The sequence below is a fragment of the Pseudomonas sp. AF32 genome (assembly GCF_022342325.2).
Taxonomy (GTDB): Bacteria; Pseudomonadota; Gammaproteobacteria; order Pseudomonadales; family Pseudomonadaceae; genus Aquipseudomonas; species Aquipseudomonas uvaldensis.
On sequence record NZ_RQJK02000037.1, the window covers coordinates 1 to 14,146 of the forward strand.

General features: G+C 63.2%; 16 protein-coding genes. 12 read left to right on the forward strand and 4 right to left on the reverse strand.

The window, feature by feature from the left end:
• Positions 1–121: 121 nt before the first annotated feature.
• The gene (locus EGM97_RS25435; protein WP_238963025.1) at positions 122–775 is read right to left on the reverse strand and encodes a class I SAM-dependent methyltransferase; all 654 of its coding nucleotides are present in this window, start codon (positions 773–775) and stop codon (positions 122–124) included.
• The gene (locus EGM97_RS25440) at positions 772–1,236 is read right to left on the reverse strand and encodes a YbaY family lipoprotein (RefSeq protein ID WP_238963026.1); all 465 of its coding nucleotides are present in this window, start codon (positions 1,234–1,236) and stop codon (positions 772–774) included. The genes EGM97_RS25435 and EGM97_RS25440 overlap by 4 nt, the downstream gene beginning before the upstream one ends.
• 127 nt (positions 1,237–1,363) lie before the next feature.
• Here EGM97_RS25440 and nrdR point away from each other — a divergent pair, with 127 nt between their 5' ends.
• The 12 genes from nrdR to EGM97_RS25500 all read left to right on the forward strand — a co-directional run bounded on the left by nrdR (position 1,364) and on the right by EGM97_RS25500 (position 10,107).
• Positions 1,364–1,828: a transcriptional regulator NrdR gene (nrdR, locus tag EGM97_RS25445; RefSeq protein WP_024778359.1), complete on the forward strand. Its 465-nt coding sequence runs from the start codon at positions 1,364–1,366 to the stop codon at positions 1,826–1,828.
• Positions 1,825–2,958 carry a bifunctional diaminohydroxyphosphoribosylaminopyrimidine deaminase/5-amino-6-(5-phosphoribosylamino)uracil reductase RibD gene (ribD, locus tag EGM97_RS25450; RefSeq protein ID WP_238963027.1) on the forward strand — a complete coding sequence of 378 codons (1,134 nt, stop codon included), beginning with the start codon at positions 1,825–1,827 and terminating at the stop codon, positions 2,956–2,958. Before nrdR ends, ribD begins: the two co-directional genes overlap by 4 nt.
• 46 nt (positions 2,959–3,004) lie before the next feature.
• Complete coding sequence (locus EGM97_RS25455) at positions 3,005–3,670, forward strand: riboflavin synthase (RefSeq protein ID WP_238963028.1); 666 nt, start codon at positions 3,005–3,007, stop codon at positions 3,668–3,670.
• A gap of 16 nt (positions 3,671–3,686) precedes the next feature.
• On the forward strand, positions 3,687–4,778 hold the full coding sequence (ribBA, locus tag EGM97_RS25460) for a bifunctional 3,4-dihydroxy-2-butanone-4-phosphate synthase/GTP cyclohydrolase II (RefSeq protein WP_238963029.1): 1,092 nt from the start codon (positions 3,687–3,689) through the stop codon (positions 4,776–4,778).
• Positions 4,779–4,969: 191 nt separating this feature from the next.
• A complete protein-coding gene (gene ribH / locus EGM97_RS25465) occupies positions 4,970–5,446 on the forward strand; it encodes a 6,7-dimethyl-8-ribityllumazine synthase (RefSeq protein ID WP_030140459.1) in 477 nt (158 codons plus the stop codon).
• Positions 5,443–5,943 carry a transcription antitermination factor NusB gene (nusB, locus tag EGM97_RS25470; protein ID WP_238963030.1) on the forward strand — a complete coding sequence of 167 codons (501 nt, stop codon included), beginning with the start codon at positions 5,443–5,445 and terminating at the stop codon, positions 5,941–5,943. The genes ribH and nusB overlap by 4 nt, the downstream gene beginning before the upstream one ends.
• Positions 5,944–6,909, forward strand: a complete 966-nt coding sequence (gene thiL, locus EGM97_RS25475) for a thiamine-phosphate kinase (RefSeq protein WP_238963031.1) — start codon at positions 5,944–5,946, stop codon at positions 6,907–6,909.
• The gene (locus EGM97_RS25480; RefSeq protein WP_238963032.1) at positions 6,906–7,409 is read left to right on the forward strand and encodes a phosphatidylglycerophosphatase A family protein; all 504 of its coding nucleotides are present in this window, start codon (positions 6,906–6,908) and stop codon (positions 7,407–7,409) included. The genes thiL and EGM97_RS25480 overlap by 4 nt, the downstream gene beginning before the upstream one ends.
• An 11-nt stretch (positions 7,410–7,420) precedes the next feature.
• Positions 7,421–8,179 carry a substrate-binding periplasmic protein gene (locus tag EGM97_RS25485; RefSeq protein ID WP_238963033.1) on the forward strand — a complete coding sequence of 253 codons (759 nt, stop codon included), beginning with the start codon at positions 7,421–7,423 and terminating at the stop codon, positions 8,177–8,179.
• A gap of 109 nt (positions 8,180–8,288) precedes the next feature.
• Positions 8,289–8,906, forward strand: a complete 618-nt coding sequence (ribA, locus tag EGM97_RS25490; RefSeq protein WP_238963034.1) for a GTP cyclohydrolase II — start codon at positions 8,289–8,291, stop codon at positions 8,904–8,906.
• A complete protein-coding gene (locus EGM97_RS25495; RefSeq protein ID WP_238963035.1) occupies positions 8,903–9,322 on the forward strand; it encodes an MFS transporter in 420 nt (139 codons plus the stop codon). Before ribA ends, EGM97_RS25495 begins: the two co-directional genes overlap by 4 nt.
• Positions 9,322–10,107, forward strand: a complete 786-nt coding sequence (locus tag EGM97_RS25500; RefSeq protein WP_238963036.1) for a cobalamin-binding protein — start codon at positions 9,322–9,324, stop codon at positions 10,105–10,107. The genes EGM97_RS25495 and EGM97_RS25500 overlap by 1 nt, the downstream gene beginning before the upstream one ends.
• A gap of 99 nt (positions 10,108–10,206) precedes the next feature.
• Here the strand turns inward: EGM97_RS25500 and EGM97_RS25505 are convergent, their stop codons facing one another.
• Both EGM97_RS25505 and dxs read right to left on the reverse strand, forming a co-directional pair.
• Positions 10,207–12,087: a TonB-dependent receptor domain-containing protein gene (locus tag EGM97_RS25505; protein ID WP_238963037.1), complete on the reverse strand. Its 1,881-nt coding sequence runs from the start codon at positions 12,085–12,087 to the stop codon at positions 10,207–10,209.
• Between the two features lie 144 nt (positions 12,088–12,231).
• Positions 12,232–14,130 carry a 1-deoxy-D-xylulose-5-phosphate synthase gene (gene dxs / locus EGM97_RS25510; protein WP_238963038.1) on the reverse strand — a complete coding sequence of 633 codons (1,899 nt, stop codon included), beginning with the start codon at positions 14,128–14,130 and terminating at the stop codon, positions 12,232–12,234.
• Between the last annotated feature and the right edge of the window lie 16 nt (positions 14,131–14,146).

Below are 14,146 nucleotides of genomic sequence, written 5' to 3' on the forward strand. Positions count from 1 at the left end.
GGAGGAGGGGCGAAATCTCCCACAGTCTGTACTGCGGCTAACAGTCAGAATCGAGCCTTGTCCCTCCTCCTCCCTTCAAGTCCTACCATACAAGCGAGCCTGCTCGCGATGCTTTTTGAAGCTAACGCCGCGCGTGGTACAGGCTCACATGCCGAAACTCCTCAGGCTCAGCCAGGTCCGGCAAGGTCATGGCTTCGAGCAATTCAATGCGCCGGTACAACGGATGCTGGAAATCCCGCACCCGCGAATCAGCTACCAGGGCTTCGCGGCCACGGCTGAGGAAGTGGTCGAGCAACGGCAGGTTGGCCCGGTCATAGAGCACATCGGCCACCAGGATCAGGTCGAAGCGGTCGGCCTCGGCGAAGAAGTCCACCGAATAACCCAACTCAACATCGTTGAGGGCGGCATTCGCCCGGCATGCGGCGATTGCCAGTGGATCGAGGTCGCAGGCCACCACCTCCAGCGCCCCGGCCTTGATCGCTGCGATGCCCGCCACGCCGGAGCCGGCACCGAAATCCAGTACCCGCTTGCCCGCGACCCACTGAGGTCGCTCGGCCAGATAGCGGGCCATTGCCAGGCCGCTGGCCCAGCAGAAGCTCCAGTAGGGCGGCTCGTGGAGAATGCGCCGGGTTTCCTCCGGGCTGAAGGCGCGATCCATGTTGTCGCCGTCGATCAACCACAGTTTCAGGTCGGTGTCGGGCAGCGGGCAGGCCACCAGGCGCGCATCGCCCAGCAGCTCGCCCAGTGCTTGTTGCAAGTCTTGCGGTGCATTCATGGTGCTTTGACGAACTGCAGCGCGCCCAGCGCCTGGGTGGTCGGTTGGCTGATACGTTGCTCCGGCAGGTGCAGGATCAACTGGCCCGATTGGCTGGCACGACCGCGCAGTTCCACGCGAGCGCCAACCGGGAAGGCATCCGGGTTGAAGCGCAGGCGGAAGGGCAGGGCCTGGTTGGTGCCGATCAGGCTGGAACTGGCGAGCAATTGCTGGGGACGGTCCTTATCGTCGATCACCAGCAGCGCCAGTTCGACTTCGGCCCCGGCCGGCACGCCTTGCAGCGTGCCGCTCAATTCCCGTTGATAGGCCGGCAACGGCCCCAGTTCGGTGGCTTGCCGGGCTTTTTCCTGAGCCTGTTTCGGCGCTGGCGCTGGTGCGGGGGCCGCAGGTTTGGGGGCGTCGCTGCTGCACGCCATCAGCAGGCTGAAAAAACTGAGCAAAACGAGCGATCGTAGCGGCATGTGTGGCTCCAGCAAGGTGAATTCCATGGATCTGGCAGTAAGCCCGTCTGTATACCGTAAACCCTATGGCTTGTCTTGCCAGTGGGATGCGCTACCATGGCCCTCCCATTTTTTGTTGCCTGCCACCATGCACTGTCCCTTCTGCGGTGCCAACGACACCAAAGTCATCGACTCGCGACTGGTCGCCGAGGGCGAACAGGTTCGCCGTCGCCGCGAATGCCTGGCCTGCGGCGAGCGTTTCACTACGTTCGAGACCGCTGAGCTGGTGTTGCCGCGCCTGATCAAAACCGACGGCAGCCGCCAGCCGTTCGACGAAGACAAACTGCGCGCCGGCATGCAGCGCGCCCTGGAAAAACGCCCGGTGAGCGTCGAGCGCCTGGAAGCGGCGCTGGTGCACATCAAGCACAAGCTGCGGGCCACTGGCGAGCGGGAGGTCAAATCCCTGGTCGTCGGTGAGCTGGTGATGGCCGAGCTGCAGAAGCTCGATGAGGTCGCCTACATCCGTTTCGCCTCGGTGTACCGTCGTTTCCAGGACCTGAACGAGTTCCGCGAGGAAATCGATCGTCTGGCCCGCGAGCCGGTGAAAGAATGACCGCCCCGGCGCAGCAGGCCGTCCTCGACGCCCACTATATGGCCCGTGCCCTGGAACTGGCGCGACGCGGTCATTACACCACCCACCCCAATCCCCGGGTGGGTTGTGTGATCGTGCGCGATGGGCAGATTGTCGGCGAAGGCTGGCATATTCGCGCCGGCGAACCCCATGCCGAAGTCCATGCCTTGCGCGCCGCCGGTGAACTGGCCCGGGGCGCCACGGCCTACGTGACACTGGAACCTTGCAGCCACCACGGGCGCACGCCGCCCTGCGCCGATGCGCTGGTTAATGCCGGCGTGGCCCGTGTGGTCGCGGCGATGCAGGACCCGAACCCGGAGGTTGCCGGTCGTGGCCTGCAGCGTCTGGCCGACGCCGGTATCGTTACCCAAAGCGGTGTGCTGGAGAGCGAGGCACGCCAGCTCAATCCGGGCTTCCTCAAACGCATGGAGCACGGCCTGCCGTTCGTGCGGGTCAAGCTCGCCATGAGCCTCGATGGCCGCACCGCCATGGAAAGTGGCGAAAGCCAGTGGATCACCGGCCCGGCCGCGCGCTCGGCGGTGCAGCGGCTGCGGGCCCAGGCCAGCGTGGTGCTGACCGGCGCCGACACGGTGCTGGCGGACAACGCCCGGCTCACCGTGCGCGCCGATGAGCTGGGGCTGGACCCGGAGCAAACCGCGCTGGCCATGAGCCGCCCGCCGCTGCGGGTGCTGGTGGATGGACGCCTGCGGGTGCCGCTGGACGCGCCGTTCTTCAAGGCTGGCCCGGCGCTGGTCGCTACTTGCATGGCGGTGGAAGAACAGTATGCCAACGGCCCTGAATGCATGATCGTGGCGGGGGATGACGGTCAGGTCGATCTGCATCGCCTGTTGCTGGAGTTGGCGGCCCGTGGCGTCAATGAAGTGCTGGTGGAAGCCGGTCCGCGCCTGGCGGGGGCCTTTGCCCGACAAGGGTTGGTGGATGAATTCCAGATTTTCATCGCTGGCAAGTTCCTGGGCTCTTCGGCGCGGCCATTGCTCGACTGGCCACTGGCGTACATGAAGGACGCCCCGGAGCTGAAAATCACCGAAATCCGCGCCGTGGGCGATGACTGGCGAGTCATCGCCGTTCCCGTCCCGCCGGCCAGCGTATAATTCCCGGCCTTCGCTCCTGCGGCGGCCTGTTCTCGAGGAGGACTCCATGTTTACCGGCATCATCGAATCCATCGGCAGCATCCGTGCACTCACCCCCAAGGGCGGTGATGTACGGGTCTACGTCGAAACCGGCAAGCTCGACCTGAGCGACGTCAAACTGGGCGACAGCATCGCCGTGAATGGCGTGTGCCTGACCGCCGTGGAACTGCCGGGCAATGGTTTTATGGCCGATGTCAGCCGCGAAACCCTCGACTGCACCGCCATGAACGATCTCAAGAGCGGCAGTCCGGTCAACCTGGAGAAAGCCCTGACCCCCACCACCCGGCTGGGCGGGCATCTGGTCAGCGGCCACGTGGACGGCGTCGGCGAAGTGGTTTCCCGCACCGATAACGCCCGGGCCGTGGAGTTTCGTATCCGCGCCCCGAAAGAACTCGCCAAATACATCGCCCACAAAGGCTCGATCACCGTCGACGGCACCAGCCTGACGGTCAACGCGGTGGATGGCGCCGAGTTCCTGCTGACGATCATTCCTCACACCCTGAGCGAAACCATCATGGCCTCGTACCGGCCGGGTCGCCGGGTGAACCTGGAAGTCGACCTGCTGGCCCGTTACCTGGAGCGCCTGCTGCTCGGTGATAAGGCCGCAGAGCCCACATCCGGCAGCAACATCACTGAAAGTTTTCTGGCCGCCAACGGCTACCTCAAATCCTGACCCAAGGGGGTGCCGCGTGGCGCTCAATAGCATCGAAGAACTGGTTGAAGACATCCGCCAAGGCAAGATGGTCATCCTCATGGATGACGAAGACCGCGAGAACGAAGGCGACCTGATCATGGCCGCCGAGTGCTGCAAGGCCGAACACATCAACTTCATGGCCAAACACGCCCGTGGCCTGATCTGCATGCCGATGACCCGTGAGCGTTGCGAACTGCTGAAGCTGCCGCTGATGGCGCCGCGCAACGGTTCCGGCTTCGGTACCAAGTTCACCGTGTCCATCGAGGCCGCCGAGGGCGTGACCACCGGTATCTCCGCCGCTGACCGGGCGCGTACCGTGCAGGCGGCTGCCGCCAGGGACGCCAAGGCCGAAGACATCGTCAGCCCCGGCCACATTTTCCCGCTGATGGCCCAGGCCGGCGGCACCCTGGCCCGCGCCGGCCACACCGAAGCGGCGTGCGACCTGGCGCGCATGGCCGGTTTCGAACCCGCCGGCGTGATCTGCGAAGTGATGAACGACGACGGCACCATGTCCCGTCGTGCGGAACTGGAGGCCTTCGCCGCCGAACACAACATCAAGATCGGCACCATCGCCGACCTGATTCACTACCGGATGATCCACGAGCGTACCGTTCAGCGGATTGCCGAGCAGCCGTTGGACAGTGAATTGGGCCAGTTCAACCTGGTGACCTACCGCGATTCGGTGGAAGGCGACGTGCACATGGCGCTGACCCTGGGCACCGTCTGCGCCGAAGAGCCGACCCTGGTGCGTGTACATAATATGGACCCGCTGCGCGATCTGCTGATGGTCAAACAGCCCGGCCGCTGGAGCCTGCGCGCTGCCATGGCCGCCGTGGCCGAGGCCGGCAGCGGCGTGGTGCTGCTGCTCGGGCACCCGCTGGACGGTGATGTATTGCTGGCGCACATCCGCGAGACTGGCGACCAGGCGGCGGTGAAAAAACCGACCACCTACAGCATCGTCGGTGCCGGTTCGCAGATCCTTCGCGACCTGGGCGTGCGTAAAATGCGCCTGATGAGCGCACCGATGAAATTCAATGCGATATCCGGTTTCGATCTGGAAGTTGTAGAATACGTGCCCTCCGAATAATGACCTGTTCATTTCAGGAGATCCCCTGTGGGAGCGAGCCTGCTCGCGATAGCCGGATCCGGCAGCAGTGATGTGACTGATCCGGCGCAATCGCGAGCAGGCTCGCTCCCACAAGGAGAACCTGGACTGCTGGCTAATATCACCAAGGAACGCGTACCAAACGCGCTCCGGCTCTTTAAGAGATCTGACGAATGACCCTGAAGACCATCGAAGGTACCTTCATCGCCCCCAAAGGCCGCTACGCTCTGGTAGTGGGCCGTTTCAACAGTTTCGTGGTCGAGAGCCTGGTTGACGGTGCGGTCGATGCCCTGGTTCGCCATGGCGTGAGCGAAAGCGACATCACTATCATCCGTGCGCCTGGCGCCTTCGAAATTCCGCTGGTTGCGCAGAAAGTCGCTCAAAAGGGCGAATATGCAGCGATCATCGCCCTGGGCGCGGTCATTCGTGGCGGTACTCCGCACTTCGAATACGTGGCTGGCGAGTGCACCAAGGGCCTGGCCCAGGTGTCCATGGAGTTCGGCGTACCGGTCGCTTTCGGCGTGCTGACCGTTGATTCCATCGAGCAAGCCATCGAACGTTCCGGCACCAAGGCCGGTAACAAAGGCGCCGAAGCTGCCCTGTCCGCCCTGGAAATGGTCAGCCTGCTGGCGCAGTTGGAGGCCAAGTGATTAGCGACGAAAGCGATCGTTTCAACCCACGCGATCCCAAGCCGGCCGATGCCGGCAAGCCTTCGAAGAGCGCCAAGCGCCGCGAAGCCCGTCAGCTCGCGACCCAGGCACTGTATCAATGGCACATGGCCAAACAGTCGCTGAACGAGATCGAAGCGCAATTTCGGGTCGATAACGACTTCAGTGATGTCGACGGTGCCTATTTCCGCGAGATCCTCCACGGGGTCCCGGCGCACAAGACCGAGATCGACAAGGCCCTGGCTCCTTGCCTGGACCTGACCATCGAGGAGCTGGACCCGGTCGAGCTGGCCGTGTTGCGCTTGTCGACCTGGGAGCTGATGCAGCGGGTCGACGTGCCGTACCGTGTGGTGATCAACGAGGGGATCGAGCTGGCGAAAGTCTTTGGCTCCACCGACGGTCACAAATTCGTCAACGGCGTACTCGACAAGCTTGCCCCACGCCTGCGCGAAGCTGAAGTGAAGGCGTTCAAGCGCTGAATGGGTGAGTTTGAGCTGATCCGCAGCTACTTCGCCGCTGCGCCTTGCGCGCAGGGTGGCGAGGGCGTTGCGCTGGGGATCGGCGACGACTGTGCCTTGCTGGCCGTTCCCCAAGGGGAACAGCTGGCGGTGTCCACCGACACGCTCGTGGCCGGTGTGCATTTTCCCGACCCTTGCGACCCGTTCCTGCTGGGCCAGCGTTCGCTGGCTGTGGCAGTCAGCGACCTGGCTGCCATGGGCGCCACTCCTGTCGCCTTTACCCTTGCCCTGACCTTGCCCGCGGTAACCGCCGACTGGCTGCAAGCTTATGCCCGTGGCTTGAACCGGATGGCCCAGGCTTGCGGCGTCGCGCTGGTGGGCGGTGACACCACCCGTGGGCCGCTGAGCCTGACCATGACTGTGTTTGGCCGCGTGCCGACCGGCCAGGCCTTGACTCGAAGTGGCGCGCAACCCGGCGACTGGCTGTGTGTCGGTGGCGAGCTGGGCAATGCGGCGGGGGCATTGCCGCTGGTGCTTGGCCAGCGCGAAGCCGAACCCTCGATCGCCGAGCCGCTGCTGGCCCACTACTGGTCGCCGCAACCGCAGACTGGCCTGGGCCTGGCGCTACGGGGCATGGCCAGTGCCGCCATGGACATTTCCGATGGTCTGCTGGCCGACTGTGGGCATATTGCAGTGGCGTCCGGTGTGGCACTTCGGATTGAACGGGACCGGCTGCCGCTGTCCAACGCATTGCTGGCGTTTCTTGGCCGGCCGGCCGCCGAGCAGGCCGCGCTGAGTGGTGGGGACGACTATGTATTGCTTTTTACCGTGCCGTCTGTCCGATTGTCGGCATTACAGGCCCAGGGTTGGCCCATCCATGTGATCGGCCGTGCCGAAGCGGGGCAGGGTGTGCGCTTGGTCGACGCCGACGGGCGCGACATCACCCCGCAAATCCGGGGTTATCAACATTTTCGGGAGACACCGTGACAGATCATCCCAACCAGGTCCCGGCTGAATTCGTACCCCCCTCGGTCTGGCGCAATCCCTGGCATTTCATGGCGTTTGGCTTCGGTTCGGGTACTTTACCCAAGGCACCGGGCACCTGGGGCTCGCTGGTTGCGCTACCCTTCATACCGTTGTGGCAGATGTTGCCGGACTGGGGCTACTGGCTCGCGTTGGGCATCACCATGCTGTTCGGCTTCTGGCTGTGTGGCAAAGTGGCAGATGACCTGCGGGTGCACGATCATGAAGGTATCGTCTGGGACGAAATGGTCGGAATGTGGATCACCCTGTGGCTGGTGCCGGAAGGCTGGTACTGGCTGCTGACGGGTTTTTTGGTGTTCCGCTTCTTCGATATTCTCAAGCCCTGGCCGATCCGCTGGATCGACCGGCATGTGCACGGGGGTGTCGGCATCATGCTCGACGATATACTGGCCGGGGTCTTTGCCTGGCTGGCAATGCAAGGACTGGTGTGGTGTTTTACCTGAGGGATGCGGGCATGGGCGTAAGCCGAGCGCTATTGCTGTTGCTGTGTCTGGGGACCTGCCTCGGTGCTCTGGCGGCGGAGCCGACACCACTTCCCGGCAAGGTCCGCGCCGCCAGCGAAGAGTGGGCCGATTACACCCAGGCCGATGGTCAGGGTATGGGCTGGGACATCTTGCGTGCGGTGTTCGAACCTGCCGGCGTCAGGCTCGAGATCCGCAGCGTGCCCTACACCCGCTCGACCGGGCTGGTGCAGCGCGGTGAGGTCGATGTCCAGGTCGGTGCCTATCGCGACGAAACCGAAGGCGTGCTCTACCCTCAATGGCACTACGATGTCGACCATATCTATGCCCTGGGGCTGGCTTCCAAGCCGGCGCCTACCCTGGATACGCTCGGTAATTATCGGCTGATCTGGATGCGTGGCTACGAATACAACAACTATCTGCCCAATATCCGGCGTTTCAATGAAATTCAACGCTCGGTAGGGATCCTGCCAATGCTGGCCCATGATCGCGCCGACTTCTATATCGATGCCTTGATGGAGATCCAGGATGTGGTTGCCAAGGCCGATAATCCTCGCCAGTACAAGTACACGCCCCTGATCAATTTGCCGCTTTACCTGGGCTTCGCCAACACCGCCAACGGACGGGCATTGCTCGCGTTGTTCGACCAGCGCATGGAGGTCCTGGTAAAGAGCGGTGAGTTGAAACCGATTTTCGAGCGCTGGAAACAACCGTATCCTTTCGACGAACATGGCAAACCGCCGAAGCCGTAATCAAACTTTTCGATGGTAATGGCCGATAATTCAGCCTAAGCGTCCATCGGAAGCTGCTGTTACAATGCCCGCCTCTGCGAAACTCCAGTACTAGATCAGGAGCACACCGGTGCCTGTCGTTTTTGTTGCCGCTTCCAAGCTGCCAACGCCCTTTGCGCAATTCACCATGCATGGTTTCCTCGACGAAGCCACCGGCCGCGAGCATGTCGTGCTGAGCCTGGGTGATGTTGCCGATGGCGCCCCGGTGCTCGGTCGCCTTCACTCCGAATGCCTGACGGGCGATGCCCTGTTCAGCCAGCGCTGCGACTGCGGCTCGCAACTTGAAGCCGCGCTGCAGGCCATCGCCCGCGAAGGCCGTGGCGTACTGCTGTATCTGCGCCAGGAAGGGCGTGGCATTGGCCTGTTGAACAAGATCCGCGCTTACGAATTGCAGGATGGCGGCGCCGATACCGTGGAAGCCAACGAACGCCTCGGGTTCGCCGCTGACTTGCGGGACTACAGCATCTGCCTGCCCATGCTCCAGCACCTGGGCGTCACATCCTTGCGGTTGATGACCAACAATCCGCGCAAGGTCAAGGCATTGACCGACATGGGCATCGTCGTCGCCGAGCGTGTGCCGCTGCACACCGGCCATAACCCTCATAACAAGCTCTACCTGGCGACCAAGGCCAGCAAGCTCGACCACATGATGGGCAACGAGCACCAGGGCGAGGTCGACCGGGCGTGACGCGGGGTCAAGTCCGGCGGCGGCTGTCTATCGGTTGGTGGAAATACTTGGCGTTGGCGCTGCTGCCGCTGTTTGTGATCAACGCGGTGTTCGGCCAGGGCGAGGCGATTCTGCCGGTGCTGGCGATGCCGTTGTTCATCGCCGGCGTGGCCTCGATGTTTGTCAGCCTGCGATTCTTTGGCGCTTATAAACTCGCCTTGATTGCCACCCAGAAGGCCCTCGACACGCCCGAAGAGCCTCAGGCCTGGATCGAGCTGGCGGCGCGTCGTCGTGCCGCTTTTCTGGCTGCCGGGTTGCCGGCCTGGATCGGTGCCCTGGCGGTGTTCGTGGGCCTGGAAGCCGTGCCGCTGATGTTGCTGGCCTTGTCTTCCGCCGTGTTGTTCTACCTGTATCGCCTGCCGCGCCAGCTCGGTTGATGAAACGATGGCTGGTGCTTCTGCTGCTGGCCGTCAGCGCCTCGACCCCCGCGGCCCAGCGGGTCGTCAGCCTGGCCCCGTCGCTTTCCGAAATCGTCGTTGAACTGGGCTCCGCCGACCTGCTGGTGGGTGTGCTGGATGGCGGCGACCGTCCTTCGGCGCTCGAGAAGCTACCGTCCGTAGGCCGCTACGGGCAATTGGACATGGAGCGTTTGCTCAGTCTGAAGCCCGATCTGCTCCTGCTTTGGCCCGGTAGTGTGGGCAAGGCCCAGCGCGACCAACTCAAGCGCCTGGGTATCCCGGTCTACGTGGCCGAGCCCCACAGCCTCGACCAGCTCATTAACCAAATCGAAGACATCGCCATCCGGCTCGGTCGCCCTGAACAAGGCGCACGCAGGGCGGCGCAGTTGCGCGGGAATCTCGAAGCGTTGCGCCAGCGCTATCGCCGCGACGTGCCTTTGCCGGTGTTCTATCAGGTCTGGGACCGGCCGCTGTATACCATCGGCGGCGGGCAGATCATCAGCGATGCCCTGGCAACATGCGGGGCGCGTAACGTCTTTGCCGACCTGAGCCTGCCGGCGCCGCAGGTGAGCGTGGAATCGGTGCTGCAACGCAACCCACAGATGATCCTGGCCACGGAGCAGGCACAGCTCGATGCCTGGAAAGCCTGGCCAGTGGCGCAGGGGCGATTGTTGCTGGTGAGTGACAAAGGGCTGGAGCGGCCCAGTGGGCAGATGATCGAGGCGACGGGGCGGTTGTGCGGGTTGATTGCGCCTGACAGATAAACCGTGGTGCGTCCAATCGCGAGCAGGCTGCGTTTGACGATCAAATTGTGAGAGCGAGCCTGCTCGCGATGAGGCCGGCCAAACACCACAACTTCCAGTTCAGAGCGCGGGCGTCCAGGTCACCCCGAACAGCCAGCTACGCCCTTCCTCACGATAGCCATATTGTGCTCCGTCATGGCTATACAGCGCTCGGCTGTAACCCTTGTCCAGCAGGTTATCCACCTTCATCTCCAGCTTCACTTCCGATGTCAGCGCCCAACTGCTGCGCAAGCCGAGCAAGGCATGGCCGCCCAGGGCATTGCGGTTGTTCTCTTCGTCATAACTGCCGCTCACCGCTTGCCAGGTGGCGCCCAGGCCCAATCGGTCGAACTGCCGGTCCAGGTCCAGGCTCAACGTCCGGCGGGCGCGGCGGGCGAGGGTGTGGCCGCTGTCACGGTCCCTCGGGTCGATGATGGCCAGGCCCAGGTTGCCTTGCCAGCCGAACAGTTCCTGCTTGAGGGCTGCCTCGAAACCGTTGATCCGCGCCGACGCAACGTTCTGCGGGCGGGAATTACTGCCGAAGATAATCGCGTCTTCAAGGTCGGTGCGGTACAGCGAAGCCTCTAGGCGGGAGGTGTCGTTCAGTTGGCTGCGCCATTGCAGTTCGTAGCTCCTGGCGGTTTCGGGCGTCAGGTCCGGGTTGCTGAAGTCCGGGTAGTAAAGGTCGTTGAAGGTCGGTGCGCGGAAGCTCTCGCTGTAGGTCAGCAACAGATCGTTGTCCGGGTTCATCGGTAGGGTGAGCGTGCCGCTCCAGCTGTTCTGGCTGCCAAATTGCTGGTTCTGGTCGCGGCGCAGGCCCAACTCGGTAGAAAAATTGTCCCCTTGGAAACGATGCTGGATGAACGCTGCGCGGTTCCAACGACTGTCCTCGTCGAACGGCGTGCTGCTGTTGACCCGGTCCTGGTATCCATCGCCTCCCAGGATCAGGCTGTTGCGGGCATCCAACGTCACGTCGTTCTGCCAGGTGACGGAATCGCGGTAGGTGTTGAACACCTCCCTGACATCGCTGAGCTTGTCGAAGGTTTTCTCGCGATTTTCGCTGTGGGCCAGTTCAAGGCGCGATGTCCAGGCGTCGTTGATCCGTCCGTCGATATAGGTGCTGAAACTGCTGACCGCAAAATCACTGTAGGGCTGCTGGGGCAGCGATTCGAAGGTGTTCGGGTCGAAGCGACCGAACGGATTGTCGTATTCGCTTTTGCCGCGGTTATCCAACAGATTGAGGCCGATTTCCCAATCATCGTTGACGACGTGGCTGAGGCTCAAACTCAAGGATCGGTTGCGATTGGCATCGTCGTCCCGGTCGCTGGCGTAGGACTCGTGGGTGCGATTGGTCCCGGCGCTGTCGTCCAGGCTGGCGCCCAGATTAAAGCGGGTGTGCTCGTCGCCGCCGGACAGGCCCAGGCTGCGCTCCCAGGTCTGGTGACTGCCGAAGCCCAAGTGCAGGCGTGGTTGCAGGCCGGACTCATTGCCGCGCCGGGTGAAGATCTGAATCACCCCGCCCACCGCGTCGGCACCGTAGATCACCGAGCGCGAACCGCGCAGTACTTCCACTCGTTCGATCTGGTTGATGTTCAGGCGTTGCAGGTTGCTGTCGCCGGATGTGGCGTTGCCGATGCGCTGGCCGTCCACCAGCACCAGGCTTTGGGCCGATTTGGTGCCGCGAATATAAATCCCCGGCAAACTGCCGCGCCCACCCAGCGGGGCCACCTGTACGCCCGGTACGCGGCTGAGCAGATCGGTGACGCTGTTGGGTTGCAGCCGATCGATGTCGTCGCGGGTGAACACAGTGTTGGCTGCGCTGCTGTCATTGCGTGCCTCCACCTGGCGGTTGGCGCTGATCACCACGTCCGGCAGCTTCAGTGCCTGATCGCGCTCGAAGGTGTCGGCCAGCAGCTCTGTGGTCGGCAGTAGGGAAAGGGCGAGGGCGGCTCGCAGTTTCATAGGTGTTCCGATCATATTGGCTCACACAAAACCCATGTGGGAGCGAGCCTGCTCGCGATAGCGGTGTGTCAGTCAATCATTCATTGTCTGATACACCGCTATCGCGAGCAGGCTCGCTCCCACAGGTTCTTTGTGTCGTTTGGATTAGCGGCCCAGCAACTGCAACCGCTGGCGCACCGATGCTTCGATCCCGGCTTCATCCAGTCCGCATTCAGCCAGCATCTGTGCAGGCTTGGCGTGCTCGACGTAGATGTCCGGCAGGCCCAGGTGCAGCACCGGCTTGAGGATGTTCTCCCGGGCCAGGTATTCGCTGACCGCGGCGCCGGCGCCGCCCATGATGGCGTTTTCCTCGATGGTCACCAGCAATTCATGGCTGTCGGCCATCTCGCGCACCAGGGCTTCATCCAAAGGTTTGACGAAACGCATGTCCACCACGGTGGCATCCAGGGTTTCGGCGACTTTCAAGGCTTCGGCCAGTTGCACGCCGAACACCAGCAGAGCCGTCTGCTTGCCCCGGCGGCGGATGACGCCCTTGCCGATCTCGATGGGTTCCAGGCCAGGATCGATGGTCGCGTTCGGGCCGCTGCCGCGTGGGTAGCGCACGGCAGCGGGGCCGTTGAACAGGTGACCCGTGGTGAGCATCTTGCGCAGTTCGTTTTCGTCGCTCGGGGTCATCACCAGCATGCCCGGGATGCAACGCAGGAACGAAAGATCGAAGCTGCCGGCATGGGTCGGGCCGTCTTCACCCACCAGGCCGGCGCGGTCGATGGCGAACAGCACGTCGAGGTTCTGCACCGCCACGTCATGGACCAACTGATCGTAGCCGCGCTGCAGGAAGGTCGAATAGATCGCCACCACGGGTTTGGCGCCTTCGCAGGCCATGCCGGCGGCGAGGGTCACGGCGTGCTGCTCGGCAATCGCCACGTCGAAGTAGCGCTGTGGGTAGCGTTCGCTGAAGGCCACCAGATCCGAACCTTCCTTCATCGCCGGGGTGATGCCCACCAGGCGCTCGTCGGCCGCAGCCATGTCGCACAGCCACTGGCCGAACACGCCGGAATATTTCGGGCCGCTGGCCTTTTTCGGCGCGGCGGCGGGGGCGTCCAGCGGTTCCAGCTTGGTGATGGCGTGGTAACCGATGGGGTCGACTTCCGCCGGGGCGAAGCCTTTGCCTTTCTTGGTGACCACGTGCAGAAACTGCGGCCCCTTGAGATCACGCATGTTGCGCAGGGTGGCGATCAGCGTGGGCAGGTCGTGGCCGTCGATGGGGCCGATGTAGTTCCAGCCCAGCTCTTCGAACAGTGTGCCGGGTACCAACATGCCCTTGGCATATTCCTCGGTGCGGCGGGCTATTTCCCAGGCGCCGGGCAGGCGCGACAGGACCTTCTTGCTGCCTTCGCGCATGCTCGCATAGGTGCGGCTGGAGAGAATCTTCGCCAGATAATTGGACAATCCACCGACGTTGCGCGAGATCGACATGTCGTTGTCGTTGAGGATCACCAGCATGTTGGCGTCGACTTCCGGCGCATGGTTCAGCGCCTCGAAGGCCATGCCGGCCGTCAGCGCGCCGTCACCGATCACGGCAATCGCCTTGCGCTCGCTGTTCTGCAACCGGGCGGCAATCGCCATGCCCAGGGCGGCACTGATGGACGTGCTGGAATGGCCAACGCCGAAGGTGTCGTATTCGCTCTCGGAGCGTCGCGGGAACGCGGCGATGCCGCCTTTCTGGCGCAAGGTGTTCATGCGCTCGCGACGACCGGTGAGGATCTTGTGCGGGTAGGCCTGATGGCCGACGTCCCACACCAGCCGGTCGTCCGGGGTGTCGAACACGTAATGCAGCGCGATGGTCAGTTCGATGACGCCCAGGCCGGCACCGAAGTGCCCACCGGTCTGGCCGACCGTGTAGAGCAGTTCCAGGCGCAGCTCATCGGCCAGGGTTTCCAGCTCGGCTTCACCTAACCGACGCAGGCCGTCCGGCGTGTTGGCGCGGTCCAGCAGGGGCGTGGTCGGGCGTTTGCGGGGAATCTCTTGAAACGTCGTGGGCATCAGGCGAATCGTTATA

Bases quoted from the DNA above. Each gene is read 5' to 3' on its own strand.
- EGM97_RS25435 (WP_238963025.1), bottom strand. From the start codon at position 775: ATGAATGCACCGCAAGACTTGCAACAAGCACTGGGCGAGCTGCTGGGC.
- EGM97_RS25440 (WP_238963026.1), bottom strand. From the start codon at position 1,236: ATGCCGCTACGATCGCTCGTTTTGCTCAGTTTTTTCAGCCTGCTGATG.
- nrdR (WP_024778359.1), top strand. From the start codon at position 1,364: ATGCACTGTCCCTTCTGCGGTGCCAACGACACCAAAGTCATCGACTCG.
- ribD (WP_238963027.1), top strand. From the start codon at position 1,825: ATGACCGCCCCGGCGCAGCAGGCCGTCCTCGACGCCCACTATATGGCC.
- EGM97_RS25455 (WP_238963028.1), top strand. From the start codon at position 3,005: ATGTTTACCGGCATCATCGAATCCATCGGCAGCATCCGTGCACTCACC.
- ribH (WP_030140459.1), top strand. From the start codon at position 4,970: ATGACCCTGAAGACCATCGAAGGTACCTTCATCGCCCCCAAAGGCCGC.
- thiL (WP_238963031.1), top strand. From the start codon at position 5,944: ATGGGTGAGTTTGAGCTGATCCGCAGCTACTTCGCCGCTGCGCCTTGC.
- EGM97_RS25485 (WP_238963033.1), top strand. From the start codon at position 7,421: ATGGGCGTAAGCCGAGCGCTATTGCTGTTGCTGTGTCTGGGGACCTGC.
- EGM97_RS25500 (WP_238963036.1), top strand. From the start codon at position 9,322: ATGAAACGATGGCTGGTGCTTCTGCTGCTGGCCGTCAGCGCCTCGACC.
- EGM97_RS25505 (WP_238963037.1), bottom strand. From the start codon at position 12,087: ATGAAACTGCGAGCCGCCCTCGCCCTTTCCCTACTGCCGACCACAGAG.
- dxs (WP_238963038.1), bottom strand. From the start codon at position 14,130: ATGCCCACGACGTTTCAAGAGATTCCCCGCAAACGCCCGACCACGCCC.